General features: G+C 70.9%; 21 protein-coding genes. 6 read left to right on the top strand and 15 right to left on the bottom strand.

The window, feature by feature from the left end:
• Complete coding sequence (gene purF, locus EV187_RS15555; protein ID WP_130353940.1) at window positions 1-1458, bottom strand: amidophosphoribosyltransferase; 1458 nt, start codon at window positions 1456-1458, stop codon at window positions 1-3.
• A gap of 376 nt (window positions 1459-1834) precedes the next feature.
• On the opposite strand from purF, the gene EV187_RS15550 reads away from it, so the two are divergent.
• Window positions 1835-2785, top strand: a complete 951-nt coding sequence (locus EV187_RS15550) for a trypsin-like serine peptidase (RefSeq protein ID WP_130353939.1) — start codon at window positions 1835-1837, stop codon at window positions 2783-2785.
• A gap of 72 nt (window positions 2786-2857) precedes the next feature.
• Here EV187_RS15550 and EV187_RS15545 read toward each other — a convergent pair whose 3' ends face one another.
• The 3 genes from EV187_RS15545 to EV187_RS15535 are packed head-to-tail and all read right to left on the bottom strand — an operon-like array spanning window position 2858 to window position 4728.
• On the bottom strand, window positions 2858-3589 hold the full coding sequence (locus EV187_RS15545) for a glutamine amidotransferase (protein WP_130353938.1): 732 nt from the start codon (window positions 3587-3589) through the stop codon (window positions 2858-2860).
• Window positions 3590-3641: 52 nt separating this feature from the next.
• Window positions 3642-4076 carry a hotdog fold thioesterase gene (locus EV187_RS15540; protein ID WP_130353937.1) on the bottom strand — a complete coding sequence of 145 codons (435 nt, stop codon included), beginning with the start codon at window positions 4074-4076 and terminating at the stop codon, window positions 3642-3644.
• 40 nt (window positions 4077-4116) lie between these two features.
• The gene (locus tag EV187_RS15535) at window positions 4117-4728 is read right to left on the bottom strand and encodes a zinc-binding alcohol dehydrogenase (RefSeq protein ID WP_130353936.1); all 612 of its coding nucleotides are present in this window, start codon (window positions 4726-4728) and stop codon (window positions 4117-4119) included.
• A 70-nt stretch (window positions 4729-4798) separates the two neighbouring features.
• On the opposite strand from EV187_RS15535, the gene purM reads away from it, so the two are divergent.
• The 3 genes from purM to EV187_RS15520 are packed head-to-tail and all read left to right on the top strand — an operon-like array spanning window position 4799 to window position 7179.
• Complete coding sequence (gene purM / locus EV187_RS15530; protein WP_130353935.1) at window positions 4799-5908, top strand: phosphoribosylformylglycinamidine cyclo-ligase; 1110 nt, start codon at window positions 4799-4801, stop codon at window positions 5906-5908.
• Between the two features lie 4 nt (window positions 5909-5912).
• On the top strand, window positions 5913-6701 hold the full coding sequence (locus EV187_RS15525) for an LLM class oxidoreductase (protein WP_130353934.1): 789 nt from the start codon (window positions 5913-5915) through the stop codon (window positions 6699-6701).
• Window positions 6702-6756: 55 nt separating this feature from the next.
• Window positions 6757-7179, top strand: a complete 423-nt coding sequence (locus tag EV187_RS15520) for a hypothetical protein (protein WP_130353933.1) — start codon at window positions 6757-6759, stop codon at window positions 7177-7179.
• Window positions 7180-7196: 17 nt separating this feature from the next.
• Here EV187_RS15520 and EV187_RS15515 read toward each other — a convergent pair whose 3' ends face one another.
• Together EV187_RS15515 and EV187_RS15510 are read right to left on the bottom strand one after the other, a co-directional pair.
• Entirely contained in the window at window positions 7197-7736 is a 540-nt protein-coding gene (locus tag EV187_RS15515; protein WP_130353932.1) for an NUDIX domain-containing protein, read from the bottom strand.
• An 80-nt stretch (window positions 7737-7816) separates the two neighbouring features.
• Entirely contained in the window at window positions 7817-8017 is a 201-nt protein-coding gene (locus EV187_RS15510; protein WP_056732630.1) for a DUF3073 domain-containing protein, read from the bottom strand.
• A 200-nt stretch (window positions 8018-8217) separates the two neighbouring features.
• Here EV187_RS15510 and EV187_RS15505 point away from each other — a divergent pair, with 200 nt between their 5' ends.
• Window positions 8218-9390 carry an NAD(P)-binding domain-containing protein gene (locus EV187_RS15505; RefSeq protein WP_130353931.1) on the top strand — a complete coding sequence of 391 codons (1173 nt, stop codon included), beginning with the start codon at window positions 8218-8220 and terminating at the stop codon, window positions 9388-9390.
• A gap of 32 nt (window positions 9391-9422) precedes the next feature.
• Here the strand turns inward: EV187_RS15505 and EV187_RS15500 are convergent, their stop codons facing one another.
• The 9 genes from EV187_RS15500 to EV187_RS15460 form a co-directional block, all read right to left on the bottom strand.
• Complete coding sequence (locus EV187_RS15500) at window positions 9423-9857, bottom strand: DUF1801 domain-containing protein (protein ID WP_130353930.1); 435 nt, start codon at window positions 9855-9857, stop codon at window positions 9423-9425.
• Between the two features lie 10 nt (window positions 9858-9867).
• A complete protein-coding gene (locus EV187_RS15495) occupies window positions 9868-11985 on the bottom strand; it encodes an APC family permease (RefSeq protein ID WP_242609627.1) in 2118 nt (705 codons plus the stop codon).
• 37 nt (window positions 11986-12022) lie between these two features.
• Window positions 12023-12415 carry a VOC family protein gene (locus EV187_RS15490; RefSeq protein ID WP_130353929.1) on the bottom strand — a complete coding sequence of 131 codons (393 nt, stop codon included), beginning with the start codon at window positions 12413-12415 and terminating at the stop codon, window positions 12023-12025.
• A 2-nt stretch (window positions 12416-12417) separates the two neighbouring features.
• Window positions 12418-12717: an ArsR/SmtB family transcription factor gene (locus tag EV187_RS15485; protein WP_130353928.1), complete on the bottom strand. Its 300-nt coding sequence runs from the start codon at window positions 12715-12717 to the stop codon at window positions 12418-12420.
• 93 nt (window positions 12718-12810) lie between these two features.
• Window positions 12811-13191 (bottom strand): fluoride efflux transporter CrcB, encoded by a 381-nt coding sequence (crcB, locus tag EV187_RS15480; protein WP_130353927.1) that lies wholly within the window; start codon window positions 13189-13191, stop codon window positions 12811-12813.
• Window positions 13188-13607, bottom strand: coding sequence for a fluoride efflux transporter FluC (locus EV187_RS15475; RefSeq protein ID WP_130353926.1), 420 nt, complete (start codon window positions 13605-13607; stop codon window positions 13188-13190). The genes crcB and EV187_RS15475 overlap by 4 nt, the downstream gene beginning before the upstream one ends.
• Before the next feature lie 9 nt (window positions 13608-13616).
• Window positions 13617-14129, bottom strand: coding sequence for a GNAT family N-acetyltransferase (locus EV187_RS15470; protein WP_130353925.1), 513 nt, complete (start codon window positions 14127-14129; stop codon window positions 13617-13619).
• A gap of 67 nt (window positions 14130-14196) precedes the next feature.
• Entirely contained in the window at window positions 14197-14838 is a 642-nt protein-coding gene (locus EV187_RS15465) for a PadR family transcriptional regulator (protein ID WP_130353924.1), read from the bottom strand.
• A complete protein-coding gene (locus EV187_RS15460) occupies window positions 14835-15707 on the bottom strand; it encodes a DUF4097 family beta strand repeat-containing protein (RefSeq protein WP_165391226.1) in 873 nt (290 codons plus the stop codon). The genes EV187_RS15465 and EV187_RS15460 overlap by 4 nt, the downstream gene beginning before the upstream one ends.
• Window positions 15708-15918: 211 nt before the next feature.
• Between EV187_RS15460 and EV187_RS15455 the strand changes: the two genes are divergently transcribed.
• Window positions 15919-16677, top strand: coding sequence for a MerR family transcriptional regulator (locus tag EV187_RS15455; RefSeq protein WP_130353923.1), 759 nt, complete (start codon window positions 15919-15921; stop codon window positions 16675-16677).
• The last annotated feature ends 140 nt before the right edge of the window (window positions 16678-16817 follow it).

Raw genomic sequence — 16817 nt, 5'->3', positions numbered from 1 at the left:
TCAGCTGAGCTGGGTCTTCTCCACCCACTCGAGGTACTCCTCGGTGACCGTGCCGGTGACGTAGTCGCCGGTGAAGCACGACATGTCGAGCTGCTCGATCGAGGTGCCCTGGGTGATCGCCGCCTGCAGGTCGACGACCTCCTGGTAGATCATGTGGTCGGCGCCGAGCTCGCGGGCGATCTCGGGGATCTTGCGACCGTGCGCGACGAGCTCCTGTCGGCTCGGCATGTTGATGCCGTAGACGTGTGGGAACCGCACCGGGGGAGCGGCCGACGTGAACGTGACCTTGTTGGCGCCGGCGGCGCGCGCCATCTCGACGATCTCCTTCGAGGTCGTGCCGCGCACGATCGAGTCGTCGACGATGAGGATGTTCTTGCCCTTGAACTCGGTGCCCATCGCGTTGAGCTTCTGGCGCACCGAGCGGCGACGCTGCGCCTGCCCCGGCATGATGAACGTGCGGCCCACGTAGCGGTTCTTGTAGAAGCCCTCGCGGTACTCGATGCCGAGCTTCTGCGCCACCTGCATCGCGGCCGGCCGCGATGAATCGGGGATGGGCATGACGACGTCGATGTCGCCCTTGTCCATGTGGGTCTCGATGGTCGTCGCGAGCCGGTCGCCCATGCGCAGGCGCGCCTCGTACACCGAGATGCCGTTCATCACAGAGTCGGGACGCGCGAGGTAGACGTACTCGAACGAGCAGGGCACCAGCCGGGGGTTCGGTGCGCACTGGCGCGAGATCATCTCGCCGTCGAGCGTGATGAAGATCGCCTCGCCGGGATCGACGTCGCGCACGATCTCGTAGTCGCCGTTCTCGAGCACGAGCGACTCGGATGCCACGATCCACTCGTCGCTGCCGGACTCGGTCACGCGCTTGCCGAGGATCAGCGGGCGGATGCCGTACGGATCGCGGAAGGCGAGGAGCCCGTAGCCCGCGATGAGCGAGATGACGGCGTAGGAGCCCTCGACGCGTTCGTGCACGAGCTCGACGGCGCGGAACACCTGGTCGGGGTCGAGCTCGAGGCCGGTGATCTGCCCCTGCAGCTCGGTGGCGAGCACGTTGAGCAGCATCTCGGTGTCGCTCGTGGAGTTCACGTGCCTGCGGTCGATCGAGAACAGGTCGCCCGAGAGCTCGCGGGTGTTCGTGAGGTTGCCGTTGTGCACGAGGATGATGCCGTACGGCGCGTTCACGTAGAACGGCTGCGCCTCCTCCTCGCGCTCGGCGGCGCCCTTCGTGGTGTAGCGCACGTGGCCGAGGCCGATGTTGCCCAGCAGCGAGCGCATGTCGCGAGTGCGGAACGCCTCGCGCACCTGCCCGCGCGCCTTCGCCATGTGGAACACGGGGCCGTCGGCGGTCGCGATGCCGGTGGAGTCCTGGCCGCGGTGCTGCAACAGGAGGAGGCTGTCGTAGATCTGCTGGTTGACGGGCTCGGTGGAGACGATGCCGACGATGCCGCACATGCGAGCGATGGCTCCTCGGGGAGTGTGGTGAGAGCGTCCGAGCTGGACGATCCATCCTCCCACACGTGCGCGTGTGAGCCGCCTGAGGGACGCCCGATGCTCAGCTGAGCGGGGGACGCTCGCAGGGCTCCCGAGGGGTTCCCGAGGGCTCCCGAGGGCTCCCGGTCGAAACCGCAGAGCCTATCCTGCCGACGGAATCGGCGGGCGGATTCTTCGGTTCCGCGCCGATGTTCGTCGATCTCCACGAACTCCGGTCCGCCCCCTCCCCCCGAACGGGGGACCTGTGACACGCTCTCGGGCATTCCGTTCACCGCGGCCCCGGTGCAACCGGAACATGGGGGATCGGGCCGCCGGCATCAGAGAGGACGACTCGTCCATGAAACTCACCTCACTCCGCGCCGGGCTCGCCGGCGCTGCGCTCGTCGCGTGCGGGCTGCTCGCCGCCCCGGCGGCGGCCGTCGCCGCCCCGCCGCCCGGGGCGCCCGGCATCGACCACGCCTCGGTGCCCGCCGCCGAGTCGTCGACCGCAGCGCAGTACTGGACCGCCGACCGCATGCGCTCGGCCGTGCCCGCCGACGTGCTCGTCGCCGACCGCGTCGCGTCGACGCCGGCGAGCGAGGTCGCAAAGGGCGACCCGATCACGTACGGCAAGCCGGTGCCGGCGCCCGAGGTGGACCTCAACGCGACCTCCGAGGCGCCGGTCTCCCACATCGGGAAGGTGTTCTTCACCCTGAGCGGCCGCAACTACGTGTGCTCGGCCAACTCGGTGAGCGCGACCAACGGCAGCGTCGTCTCGACGGCCGGCCACTGCGTGCACAGCGGCAAGGGCAAGTACGCCAGCCGCTGGATCTTCGTGCCCGCCTACGAGAACGGCGCGGCGCCCTACGGACAGTGGGCCGCCACGTCGTTCTCGGCGCCGACGCAGTGGACCAGGGGCGGCGACATCACGTACGACACCGCCTTCGTGAAGGTCGCTCCCCTGAACGGGCGCACGCTCGCGCAGGCGGTCGGCGCCTCGGCGGTCGCGTTCAACCAGGCGCGCGGTCTCGCGTACGAGGCGTTCGGCTACCCGGCGGCCGCGCCGTTCGACGGGCAGACGCTGAAGTCGTGCGCCGGCACCGCGAGCGACGATCCCTACGGCCAGACGCAGTCGCAGGGCATCCCGTGCGACATGACCGGCGGCTCGTCGGGCGGTCCCTGGTTCCTCTCGTCGGGTGCGCAGAACTCGCTGAACAGCTTCGGGTACAACAACATCCCGAACGTGATGTTCGGGCCCTACTACGGCTCGGTCGCGCAGAGCGCCTACGCCACCGCAGCGGCGTCCTGATCGACCCCGCCCACCCGACGCCCCCGTGCCACCCTTCCGGCGCGGGGGCGTCGTCGTGCGCGCCGGTCCCCGCTATCGGGCGTGACGCTCGACGAAGTTCCGGAGCATCCGGCTCGGGTGCGACACCGGGGCGCGCCGCGCCGCGGCGATGGTCGCCTCGACCTCGTCGTCGGCGAAGTAGCCGTAGCCCCCGTACGCATGGATGCGCAGGATGATCCCGTCGAGATCGAGCTCGGGGTGGAACTGCGTCGCGTAGACGTTCGACCCGACCCGGAACATCTGCACCGGGCAGGTCGGCGACGACGCCAGCAGCGTCGCCGAGCGGGGCAGCGAGCTGATGGCCTCCTTGTGCCCGACGAAGGCGTCGAACATCCGGGGCAATCCCGCGAGGATGGGGTCCGAGGCCCCGGCGTCGGTCAACGTGACCGGCACGACGCTGATCGGCTCGGCGTGCGTGCGATCGATCGAGCCGCCCTGGTGCACGCCGAGCGGCCCGACGCCGTAGCAGGCGCCGAGGAAGGGGAAGTCCCTGGCGACCACCTCGTCGAGGAGCGCGTCGAACTCCGCCTCGACCCGGTGCTGCACCGGTGTCTTCCGCTCGGGCGGGTCTGACGCGTTGAACGGGCCGCCGCCCACGAAGATCCCCGAGATCGCATCGAGGTCGAGCCGGGGCATGGGCGCCGCCTCGAGCCGCACCCGCACGAGGTCGCGCTCGTCGAGTCCGGCGTAGCGGAGGAAGAGGGCGTACTCCGCGTCGGCGGGCTGGTCCTCGGAGCGCGTCGCGAGCAGCACGAATGGCTTCACGGGTCCACGATAGGCGTGAGACGCGCGACGTGCCCCTACTCCTCGACGTGCCTCAGTACTCGGAGGGCTTCGCGAGAACGGCCATCGTGCATCGCGAGATGCACACGAGCTTGCCCGCGGCATCCGTGATCCTGATCTCCCAGACCTGTGTCGTGCGTCCGCGCGTGAGCGGGCGCGCCTCGCCGTAGACCCACCCCTCGGCCACCGGGCGGGTGTGGTTCGCGTTGATCTCCATGCCGACGCAGTAGTTCAGCTCGGGATCCACCGTGAAGCTCGAGCCCCAGCTCGCGAGGGTCTCGGCGAAGGCGACGGATGCCCCGCCGTGCAGCACCCCGCCGGGCTGGCGGGTGCGCCCGTCGACCGGCATGCGCCCCTTCAGGGAGTCCTCGGTGAGCTCCGTCATCTCGATGCCGAGCGTTCGAAGGAGGGTGCCGTCGCCGCGTGAGTTCGCCCACTCGAGGGAGGGCTCGCCGAACCAGATGCTCATGCGATCGAGTCTCGCATGGCGCCTCGGAGCGGAGCGGGCGTCAGGCGAGCTCGGCGATGATCGGGTGGATGGCGTCGTCGAACGCCGAGGCATCCGATCGCAGCGAGTCGGTGACCGCGACGGTCATCGCCCCGATCCACCACACGCCCGGGGCCGCGAACGGCACGACCTCGACGTTGAGCTCGAAGGAGTGCGCACGCCGGCCGACCTCCCGCTCGTGCTCGGCGATGGTGCCGGCGTAGGCGCGATACGAGTCGCCGCGCCGCGCCGCGGACGCCGTGCGATAGCCCTGGTGCGCCCATTCGGCCCACGCCCGGGCGGCCTCGGCGTGCGGCACGATGGCCGCCGCGAGCACCTCGGCGCCCGAGACCGGCAGCGCCACGTCGGTGTCGTAGGCGTCGACGAGCTCGAGCGGCACCACCGATGGATGCGCCTCGGGCTCGACGGTCATCGCCCACCACGCGCGCCACTGCCGCTCGAGCAGGTCGTGCTGGTCGATCTCGAGCCGCTGGCCGACGGCGCCCACGTCACGCAGCCGCGGCAGCTCGACCGGGGACGCGATCGCGAGCACCTCGCGCAGGTACAGGGCGAGCAGGACCGAGCGACTCGCGTTCTCGCGAATCACCCACGACGGTGTTCCCCCCGCCTGCATGCGGCTCATTTTAGCCCGGGCGGGGCGGCGGGGCACGGTTCGGCGCGCGGGCCGCGGGTACGCTTGACGGGTGACCGACGCGAACTCCTCCTACGCCGCTGCCGGAGTCGACACCCGGGCCGGCGACCTCGCCGTCGAACTCATGAAGGAGGCGGTCGCCGCGACCCACGGCCCGGGCGTGCTGGGCGGCGTCGGCGGCTTCGCCGGTCTCTTCGACCTGTCGTTCGCGAAGGACTACGCGCGGCCGCTGCTGGCCACGTCGACCGACGGCGTCGGCACGAAGATCGCGATCGCCCAGGCGCTCGACAAGCACGACACCATCGGGCAGGACCTCGTGGGCATGGTCGTCGACGACATCGTGGTCGTCGGCGCCAGGCCGCTGTTCATGACCGACTACATCGCCTGCGGGCGGGTCGTCCCCGAGCGCATCGCGACGATCGTCACGGGCATCGCCCGGGCCTGCGCCGACACCGGCACGGCCCTCGTCGGCGGCGAGACCGCCGAGCACCCCGGCCTCATGGGCCCCGACGACTACGACGTCGCAGGCGCCGCGGTGGGCGTCGTCGAGGCCGACCGCCTGCTCGGGGCCGACCGGGTGCGCGACGGCGACGCGGTCATCGCGATCGCGTCGAGCGGCCTGCACTCCAACGGCTTTTCGCTGGTCCGGCACATCCTCTCCGGCGCGAAGATCGGCTACGCGGATGCCGCGCCCGACCTCGGCGCCACCTGGGGCGAGGCGCTGCTCGAGCCGACGCGGCTCTACACCGGGCCGCTCGTGCGCCTCCTCGACGACGACCGGCTCGCGGCATCCGTGCACTCGCTCTCGCACGTCACCGGCGGCGGCATCGCGGCGAACCTCGCGCGCGTGCTGCCGCGCGGCTCGTGGGTCGAGCTCGACCGGTCGACGTGGTCGCCGGCGCCGGTCTTCCGCGTGCTCAACGACCTGGCGGGCACGACGCTCGAGTCGACCGAGGGGACGTGGAACCTCGGCATCGGGTTCTTCGCCGTCGTGGCGGCGGACGCCGCGGCCGACGTGGTCGCCTCGCTCGGCGCGCTCGGGCTCCCCGCCTGGCGGGCGGGCACGGTGACGTTCGGGGCACGCGACCTCGACGGGTTCGAGCAGGGCGCGAAGGGGGTCGACGGCGGCGCCGTGCGCCTGGTCGGCGCCTACGCCGGCTGACGTCATGCGCGCAGCGGTCTCGATCGGCATCACCTGCACCACGGGCGCCGAGGTCGTGCGAGCGCTCGCGCCGCGCATCGAGCGCCTGGGGTTCTCCGCGCTGTGGATCAACGACATCCCCGGCGGCGACTCGCTCGACGGGTTGCGGATCGCGGCGTCGGCCACCGAGCGGCTCGGGCTCGCGACGGGGGTCATCCCGCTCGACCGCCGGCCGGTCGACAGCCTCGACCTGCACGGGCTCCCGGCGGCGCGCACGACGCTCGGCATCGGCTCGGGCCGGGCGCCCCGCCCGCTGGCGCTCGTGCGCGAGGGCATCGCCACGCTGCGCGCCGTGACGGATGCCGCGGTCGTGGTCGGCGCGCTCGGCCCTCGGATGCGCCGCCTCGCCGCCGAGCGGGCCGACGGCGTGCTGCTCAACTGGCTTACGCCCCAGGCCGCGCGCGATGCGGCAGCGGAGCTGCATGCCGCCGGGGCACGCGCTGCGGGCGACGGGAGCACCCACGTGGCCCGACCGCCGCGTGCCGTGCTCTACGTGCGCACGATCGCCGAGATCGACGCACGGCCGGCGCTGCAGCGCGAGGTCGAGCGCTACGAGTCGGTGCCCTCGTACGCCGCGAACTTCGAGCGGCTCGGCATGCGGCCAGCGGACGCGACGCTGCACGCCGCCGCGGGCCTCGCCGCGTTCGACGTCGTCGACGAGGTCGTGCTGCGCGCGATCACGCCGACGAACTCCCTCGCCGAGCTCGAGCGGTTCGTCGAGGAGACCGCTCGCTGGCGTTCGGGCGCGGCGTAGAATCCGAGCACAGCTCAGGTACTTGCCCGGTCGCACCATGGGATCGAGGTCGGCAATGAGGTTCGCGCGCATCGACGCCGTGCTGACGTGGGCGTACGCCGCCATGTTCGGGCTCCCCGCGATCCCGATCGCGATCCATCACGTGGAGACCGGGGGCCTGCTGCCGCGATTCCTCGACCTCTTCGAGATGTACGGCGGCCCGTGGTCGGACCGCCTCGGCGTGGGCGCCTTCGCCGCGCTCCTCATCGCGTTCGTCCTTGTGTTGATGGCGTCCGCGTTCGCGGCGTGGCTCGTGTGGCGCGGCTCGCGCACCGGCGCGATCCTGAGCCTGGCGCTCCTGCCGGTCGAGGTGGCCTTCTGGTTCGGCTTCGCCCTTCCCGTCCCGTGGGCGTTCGGCGTCGCACGGGTGGTGCTGCTCGCGCTCGCGTGGGGATCCCTCACGGCTCGCGGGGTCAGCCGTGACCGCCCGGCGTCGTGATCCTCCTCTCGTACGCCTCAGCCCCGGTGCAGGCGCACGAGCGTGAGCGCCGCAATCGTCACGGCGTCGATGACCTCGCCGGCGCGGATCATCCGGTCGAGCTCCTCATCGGCGACCCATCGGTGCACCATGCCGTGCTCGGTGGGCTCGCGCTCGGGTTCGCCCGGCGTCAGCCCGGTCGCGAGGTAAAGGTCGCAGCCCTGGCTCGTGAAGCCGTAGGCCTCCTGCAGGCGGCCGATGTGCTCGAGCGAAGCGGCCTCGAAGCCGGTCTCCTCGCGCAGCTCCGCGGCGGCGAGCTCGCGGGTGTGGCCGCCGTGCCCGGCAGGCCACGAGCCCTGGGGGAACTCCCACGCGCGCCGCCCGATCGTGTAGCGGTACTGCTCGACCATCCACCAGCCGTCGCGATCCCGTGGGAGCACGACCGCGAAGTCGGGCTTCTCGACGACGCCGTAGATCGCCTCGTGCCCGCCGGGCCAGCGCACCAGGTCCTCGCGTACGCGCATCCAGGCGTTCTCGTAGGCGATGCGCGTGGTGAGGGCGCGCGGCAGCTCCGTCATCCGCTCAGCCTAGGCCGTGGAGCGGAGGAGTCGGGCGATGCGGCGAAGCCCTCAGCAGGGTGACGGCGTGGTCGGCGCGGCTATGCGCGCTGCTCGTCGCCCGTGACGTAGGTGTCGTCGTCGTCGGCGTACTCCGACCACTTCGACGCCTCGTCGTTGTACTCGTCATGCTGCGAGCCGGTGAGCTCGCGCTCAAGCGCCGTGTAGTCGGTATTCGGGCTGAAGTACTTCAGCTCCCGAGCGACCTTGGTGTGCTTGGCTTTCTGACGGCCGCGCCCCATGCGTGACCCCCTTACGACATCTGGCCGGGTGGGATGGTCTTCACCCGGCGCTCATCTGATAAATGAAATTCGTCCGGCTGCCAGTTTAGCACCGGGAAACGCACCCAATGGAGCCATCCACAACGTCCTGTCGCACCCCCGAACCGGGCACGATGACGTGGTGCGCGCACCCAGCCAACACGTGCTGAGATTGTCACGTGATGACGAGCCCTGAACGCGTGAAGGTCGTGGTGATCGGCGCCGGCCAGGCCGGCCTCTCCGTGGCCTACTACCTTCGCCGTTTCGAGCTCGTCGCCGACGAGGACTTCGTGATGCTCGACCGCGCCCCCGGCCCGGGCGGCGCCTGGCAGCACCGCTGGTCGTCGCTGCGGCTCGGCACCGCGCACCGCGTCAACGACCTCCCCGGCATGGCCGAGCTCGGACTGAGCTTCGACACCGCCGACCGCACGCTGCCCGCCAAGCAGGTCGTGGCCGAGTACTACGGCCGGTTCGAGGAGCACTTCGACCTGCGGGTGCGGCGCCCGATGAACGTGCGCTCGGTCGTGAACGAGGGCGTCGACCTGCGTGTCGACTCCGAGGACCTGACCCCGCAGCCGATGGAGGAGCTCAAGGCGAAGGGCTTCTTCGGGCGACGTCGCAAGACCTTCGAGGAGCCCGCGGTGCCGCCCGCCCCGCGTCACGCGATCACCACGCAGTTCCTCGTGAACGCCACCGGCACCTGGGGTTCGCCGTTCGTTCCGTACTACCCGGGCATGGCCGACTTCGCGGGCCGTCACGTGCACACGTCCGACTACGCCGACGTCGAGGACTTCCGCGATCGGCACGTCGTGGTGGTGGGCGGCGGCACCTCGGCCATCGGCTTCATGCTCGAGCTCGAGGACGTCGCGGCCGGCCTCACGTGGGTGTCCCGTCGCCCGATCGACTGGCTCGACCGGCAGGAGATGGATCTCGAGGGCGCCTCCGCGGCCGTCGCCCTGCAGGACGAGGCGGCACGATCCGGGCGCGCCCTTCCCTCCATCGTGAGCGGCACCGGCGTGCCCAAGAGCCGTCGCATCGCGGCCGGCATCGAGCGCGGCCTGCTCGTGGCGCGTCCCATGTTCGACCGCATCGAGGCCGACCGCGTGCTGTGGGACGGCGGCGAGGGCGGCATGGCGCGCGCCGACGCGATCATCTGGGCCACCGGGTTCCGCCCCGAGCTGCGACACCTCTCGCCGCTCAAGCTCCGGGAGAAGTCCGGCGGCGTCACCGTCGGCCAGGGCGCGGCCTGGAGCGATCCGCGCGTGTTCCTCGCCGGCTACGGACCACAGGCGTCCACCATCGGTGCGAACCGCGCGGGTCGGATGATCGCGCGCCAGATCATGGCGATGCTCTAGGGGCGGATGCCGCGGCATCCGTCGCTCGCGCCTCAGACGGCGTCGGACCCGCCCTCGCGGGCGCGCTGCCCGAAGGTCCCCGCCGTGAGGTTCGCGTACGACGCGGCCACGAGCTGTTCGAGCACGTCGAGGTCGACCTTCGACAGGTCCTTCACGTAGAGGCATCCGACGCCCGTGGTGTGCGGCCCGAGTCGCTCGAGGAGCTCGGGATGCGTGCCGACGCCGTCGGACAGGTAGATCGTCGTCGACGGCCTGCGCGGTGCGAAGCCGGCCCCGGGTGCATCGCCCTCGCGGCCGCTGTCGTACCGGTAGTGGTACGTGCCGAAGCCGATGATCCCCTTGTACGCGATGCGGGCGGGCTGGCCGGTCACCCGGCCCATGAGCTCGACGAGGGTCTCGGCGTCGCGTCGGCGAACGGGTTGCTCGATGGACTCGATGAGCGCGCGAACCTCGGGGTCGACCGTCATGGCCGGCAGTCTAGCGACCTCGCTTCGGTCCGGCACCGGTGCCCTGCGGCTCGGTGATGGGGCGCCGCGGCACCGCGCGCACGGGCTCGCCGCGGCGGTCCTGGCCGGGGAGCGGCCGCGAGCGGCGCCCGTAGATGAGGTCGGACGAGTCGAGCAGCCATGGCACGAGGGCGACCGTGACGCCGTGCACGAGCAGCAGTTTCTGGCGGATGCGCCGGGCCTTGTGGTTGTGCAGGAGGTTCTCCCACCAGTGGCCGACGATGTACTGCGGCATGTAGACCGTGACCACCTCGGAGCCGTGCTCCTGGCGCCGGTTCTTGATGTACTGGATCAGCGGGTGGCTGAGGTCGCGATAGGGCGACGACAGGATGCGCAGCTTCACGTGGATGTTCTGCTTGACCCAGTCCTTCTTCAGCTTCTTCGTGGCCGCTTCGTCGATGGAGACGTGCACGGCCTCGAGGGAGTCGTGGCGGGCGGCGATCGCGTAGTCGAGGGCCTTCAACGTGGGCTTCTGCATCCGGCCCACCAGCACGATCGCGTGGTCTCCGGTCGCACCGAAGGTCGTCGTCGGATCGACCTCGATCTCCTTCTCGACATCGCGGTAGTACCGGTTCACGCCCATCATGAGGAAGAAGAGGATCGGCATCATCACGAACACGATCCACGCGCCGTGCGTGAACTTCGTGATCGTCACGACGAGGAGCACGACCGCGGTCATCCCGGCGCCGACCGCGTTGATCACGAGGGCGCGCAGGATCGCGCCCTGCGACAGCGGGCGGGCGTCGTCGTCGGGGCGCGTCGGCGGGCGCTTCGCCGTGCCGGCCGGATGCCGCCGCAGCGAGAGCTCGCGCAGCCAGTGCCGCACCATGCCGGTCTGGCCGAGCGTGAACGACACGAACACGCCGATGATGTACAGCTGGATGAGCACGGTGAGGTTCGCCTGGAACACCACGAGGATCACGGATGCCGCGAGCGCGAGGATCACTACGCCGTTCGAGTAGATCAGGCGGTCGCCCCGGGTGGACAGCGACTTGGGCGCGTAGCTGTCGCGGGCGAGCACCGAGCCGAGCAGCGGGAAGCCGTTGAACGCGGTGTTGGCCGCGAGCAGCAGCACCAGCGCCGTCGTCGCCTGGATCACGTAGAAGAAGATCGAGCTGCCGCCGAACGTCGCCGCCGCGACCTGCGCCATGAGGCTGGGCTGCGGTTCGGTGTCGCACTCCGCCCACCCGATCAGGTGGCACGGGACCTCGGCGTAGTGCACCTGCGAGATGAGGGCCATCGCGGTCAGCCCCGCGAAGAGGATGATCGCGATGCCGCCCATCAGCACGAGCGTGCGCTGCGCGTTGCGCACCTTGGGACGGCGGAAGGCGGGCACGCCGTTCGAGATCGCCTCGACACCCGTGAGGGCGGAGCATCCGCTGGCGAAGGAGCGCAGCAGCAGCAGGATGATGCCGGCCTGGGTGAGCGACTCCGGCTCGACGCCGTAGGTGGCCGATTCGGCCACGGGCGGGTCGCCCATCACCGTGCGCGTGAGCCCGACCACCACCATGACGAACACGCTGCCGATGAACAGGTACGTCGGCACGGCGAACGCCTTGGACGACTCGCTCACGCCTCGCAGGTTCACCGCGGCGAGGATGATGACGAAGAGCACCGCGATCTCGACGCGGAACGGGTTGAGCTCGGGGATCGCCGAGATGATGTTGTCGACGCCCGACGCGACCGACACGACGACGGTCATGACGTAGTCCACGAGCAGGGCGGATGCCACGACGAGGCCCGCCTTCTCGCCGAGGTTGCGGTGCGCCACCTCGTAGTCGCCGCCGCCCGACGGGTAGGCGCGGATCAGCTGCCGGTAGGAGGCGACGACCGTGACCAGCAGCACGATCACGGCGAGGGCGACCCATGGCGCGAAGCTCAGGAAGGCGAGTCCGCCGACCATCAGGATCATGAGCAGCTCCTGCGGGGCATAGGCCACCGAGGAGAGCGGGTCGCTCGCGAAGATCGGGAGTGCGAGGTGCTTGGGGAGCAGCTGCCCCTCGAGGTGCTCCGTCGGGAGCGGGTCGCCGATGATCCAGTGCTTCGGCGATTTCAGTTCTGCCGGCGGTTCGCCGACTTCATTCGTCACGGCGGACGACACTACACCCGCCGGGGCGCAAGTCAAGTCAGTCGGTGGGCAGGCTCGCGATCTGGATCAGGTTGCCGCAGGTGTCGTCGAAGACCGCCGTCGTGACCGGTCCCATCGCGGTCGGCGGTTGGGTGAACGCGACGCCCGCGGCGGCGAGGCGGGCGTGTTCTGCCGCGACGTCGGACACCGCGAACGAGGTGTACGGGATGCCGTCGGCCACGAGCGCCCGCTTGAACGGCCCCACGGCGGGATGCCCGTCGGGCTCGAGCACGAGCTCGACGCCGTCGGGGTCCTCGGGCGAGACCACGGTGAGCCACCTGGCCTCGCCTGCCGGCAGGTCGGTCTTCTTCTCGAAGCCGAGCACCTCGGTGTAGAAGGCGAGCGCCTTGACCTGGTCGTCGACGAAGACGCTGGCGAGATTGATGCGCATGGTCACTCCTTGATCGGATCGTCCGGTTGCACGAGCGGTCGGAACCACTCGTCCCACGCCGCACGGAGGGGTGCGCGGTCGAGGGTGTGGAGGCGATAGCGCCCCTCGCGTCGCACGTGCACGAGTCCGGCGGCCTCGAGCACGTCGAGGTGCTTCGCGACCGCCTGCCGGGAGACGTCGAGGCCGTGTCGGGAGATGAGGCGCACGCACAGTTCGAACAGCGTCTGCCCGTCGCGCTCGGCCAGCTCCTCGACGAGCACGCGCCTCGTCGGGTCGGAGATGGCCTTGAACACCGCGTCCACGGTCCCATGATAGGCAACCCAATGGTTACCTGTCGAGTGGTCTCCTGTCGGTCGACCGGATGCTGCGGGGCGTCGGCCGGCGCACGTGCCGGGTCAGCGCGCGAGCAGGTAGGCGGCCGCGGCCGCGGCGACGCCGAGCGCGAGGGTCACGACGACGTTGAGGATCGCGGCGCGCCATCGGCCGCCGTCGAGGAGCTCGATCGTCTCCACGGTCCACGTGCTGAAGGTGGTGAGCCCGCCGCAGAAGCCCGTCACGAGGATGAGGCGCAGGTCGCCGTCGAGCGCGGCCCGCTCGGCGAGGCCGATCAGGGCGCCGGCGACGCCCGACCCCACGACGTTCACGATGAGGATGCCGCCGGGCAGGTGTCCGGGCCGCACCGGGAGCGCCCGCGAGAGCGCGTAGCGGAGCACCGCGCCGACCGCGCCCGCCACGAGCACGGCGACCACGACGAGGGGAGTGAGCGTGCCGGTCACAGCGTCTCCCCGGCATCCGTGATCTCGGTCGGCATCGGCCGATGCGCGAGCAGCGAGCCGATGCGCAGGCCGGCCGCCGCGAGGCCGAGGCCGCCGGCCACCGAGACGAGGAGGTAGAGCGCGCCGAGCCACGGCTCCCCCACGCGGGCGAGCGCGAGGAGCGAGGCCATCACGGCGGACAGCGTCGTGAACGATCCGATCAGGCCCGAGCCGAGGCCGGCCTTCAGCCACATCGGCGTGGTCGGACGGGTCCAGAAGCCGCCGACGAGCCAGCCGAGCGCGAACGCGCCGACGAGGTTGACGACGAGGGTCTCGACGGGCAGCTCGCCATCGGCGTGGGGGAATGCGAGGTCGCACGCGAGGCGGAGCCCGGTGCCCACGAGGCCGCCGAGCGCGACGGCGAGGTAGGCGTGCACCCCTCGAGGCTACGCCGTGGCGGGCGCGAGCTCGACGACCCAGTCGTTCGTGTGCAGCGTGTTGCCGGGCGTGACCTCGAAGTCGGCTTCGCGCAGCAGCGTGAAGCCGGCCTTGCGGCACACCGCGTTCGAGGCGGGGTTGTCGACGCGCGGGTAGGCGTGCACTGGCAGTGTCTCGCCGGCGGCCCGCGCCTGGTCGAGCATGGCGAGCACCGCCGCGGGCGCGATGCCACGGCCGCGATACTCCGCCTCGACCGACCAGCCGGCCTCGAGCGCGGGCTCGCCGTCGACGTCGTGCTGCCAGTAGCCGACGATGCCGACGCCCTCGGGGTGACCCGGGATCGTGATGCGGAACTGCTGCCCGGTGCCGTCGGCGTGCAGGCGCAGGTAGCGCTCGTGTCGAGCGATCACCTGCTCATCGGTCTCGACGCCGCCGAGCTGGTCCATCAGCTCGGGCGTGTTGGCCCGGCGCAGCAGGTCGAGGTCGGATCGGGACCACGGGTGGAGTTCGACGTCGGTCATGAGGCCATCGAACCACCCACCCCCGACGCCCGGGCCATGGCGGGGGCGTCGAGGGTGGGCTCGAGGCCTACTCGCTCGCGGCGAGCGTGGCGAGCACGTCGGCGCGCACCTGGGCGAGCCGCGCCTTCAGGACCGACACCGACTCGGAGTTCACGAGCCCGCGGTGCGCGTGCGTGCGCAGGTCGGTGCGCAGCTGCTGCCGGAACTCGTTGAGCACGATGTCGGCCTCGTGCACCGCTCGGCTGGACTCGACGTGCGGGTTGGTGGACCCGCCCGACGCGGCGCCGCCACCGCTCGCCGACGCGCTCGTCGCAGCGCGCTTCGCCTCGCGCGCGGCGCTCGCGAGCTCGGCGCGGAGCGAGCGCATGGCGTCGTTCACCTCGGCGCGCACGCCGTCGGCGAGGCGCCGCACGGAGTCGGTCAGGTCGTCCTCGATGGCATCGAGCTCGTGACGCCGGGAGTCGAGCTCGGCGCTGCCGGCAGCCGTGATCTCGTAGACGGTCTTGCGCCCGTCGGTCGATTTCGAGACCAGGCCCTCCTCCTCGAGCTTCGAGAGGCGCGGATAGATCGTGCCCGCGCTCGGGCTGTAGGTGCCGCCGAACCGTTCGGCGAGCGCCTGGATGAGCTCGTAGCCGTGGCGCGGCCGCTCCTGGAGCAGCGCGAGCAGGTAGAGACGCAGGTTGCCGTGCGCGAAGACGGGCGGGGTCATGCCGAGGCCTCGCCATCGCCTGCGCTCGTGCCCGCCGCGGCATCCGCCGTGCCCGCGTTCGCCGGCGCCTCGCGACGCATGATCGAGATGCTGCCCGAGACGCTGTTGGCGCCGAGCTCGAGCCAGCGGCCGGCGAGTTCTCCGACCACGCGCTCGAACCCCTTGCCGAGCATGCCCCTGATGGTCATGTCGTCGAGCAGCACCGTGCCGCCGACCGTGTTGATGCGGTAGCGGGCGCCCGAGCCCGGCTCGAAGCGCACCGTGAGGTCGCCCGAGACGGTGTTGGTGTCCACGCGGTCGGGGGTGCCGTACGCGTCGACGATCATGCTGCCGGACACCGTGTCGGCGTTGAACGACACGATGTCGCCCGTCGCCACGATGTCGCCCGACACCGAGTGCGCCGTGATGCGGCCGGTGTGGTTGCCCGCCGAGATCTCGCCCGAGACGCTCGAGAGCTCGATGTCGCCCTCGTGGTTGTCGATCACCACGTCGCCCGAGACCGTGTTGAACCTCGCGTCGGTCGTGAAGCCCGACACCAGTGCGGCGCCCGAGACGACGCCGAGCTTCATCGCGACGTGGCGCGGGGCGAGGATCGACACCTCGGCCTTGGCGCTGCCGACGAAGCCCTTGAACGCGTCGATGAAGTTGTCCCAGCGGAGCTGCGGGTGGTCGATCTCGAGGACGTCGCCGTCGATCGAGACCATGAGGTCCTTGCCGGTGACGCCGGAGATCTCGATGCGCGCGCCGGGCTCGTCGTGGGCGATCACGTCGACCTTGCCGCCGATCAGGCTGACCTTCAGCTTGCGCACGAGCTCGAGGTCGATGACCCGGGACTCGCCGGGGGTGATGACCCACTTCTCGATGGCCATGGTGGTTCTCCTTCTCGCGGGCGTCGTGCGTGGCATCCGCCGGTCTGTGCCGATCATTTCGCGATATATCGCGTCTTGCCTCACAACACGATATATCGCGTTTGCGGATGTCGCAAGCGGCGGTCGGAGGTGGCCGCTTGACATTGACGCAGCGTCAACCTCTACCGTGGCATCCAGCGGGGAATCGCCCCGGGTCACGAGAGGAGGAGGCATGGACTGGTCGATCCAGGAGATTGCGAAGCTCGCGGGCACCACGAGCCGCACCCTCCGTCACTACGACGACATCGGGCTGCTCCCGCCGACCCGCCTCGGCGGCAACGGGTACCGGTACTACGACGACGACGCGCTCGTTCGGCTGCAGCGCATCATGCTGCTGCGCGACCTCGGACTCGGGCTGCCCGTGATCGCGGAGATCCTCGAGCGGGAGTCGAGCGCACCGCACGCCCTGCGCGGCCACCTCGAGTGGCTGCGCAGGGAGCAGGACCGGCTGGCGCGGCAGATCGCGTCGGTCGAACGCACCATCGGAGCATTGGAAGGAGGTGAACGACTCATGGCAGAGCAGATGTTCGACGGCTTCGACCACACCCGGTACAAGGAGGAGGTCGAGGAGCGCTGGGGCAAGGACGCGTATGCGAGGAGCGACGCGTGGTGGCGCTCGATGAGCGCCGAGGAGAGGGCCGCGTGGCAGGAACGCGCGGCCGGGCTCGGCAGCGACTGGATCTCGGCGCACGAACGGGGCATCGACCCCGCCGGCGACGAGGCGCAGGCCCTCGCCCGGCGCCACTTCGAGTGGCTGCGCGGCATCCCGGGCACGCCGGGGGGCGGCGCGGAGGGTCCCTCGAAGGAGTACTTCCTCGGCCTCGCCGAGATGTACGTGGCCGACGAGCGCTTCGGCGCGAACTACGGCGGCCAGGCCGGCGCCGAGTTCGTGCGGGACGCGATGACCGTCTACGCCGAGCGCAACCTGTAGCGGGTAGGCGCATCGCGCATCGCCCCCGAGGTGTCCCGGCCTCGGGGGCGATCGCGCCGTTCCCACGGCTTCGCCGGAATCCCGTCGGCGCGATGGAATCCCCGGACTCGCGGATTCCACCGCGTCAACGGGATTCCAGT

The sequence above is a fragment of the Agromyces ramosus genome (assembly GCF_004216665.1).
Classification (GTDB): domain Bacteria; phylum Actinomycetota; class Actinomycetes; order Actinomycetales; family Microbacteriaceae; genus Agromyces; species Agromyces ramosus.
Note: the sequence above shows the minus strand (reverse complement) of the source record. Positions and strands in the feature narration are given on the sequence as shown.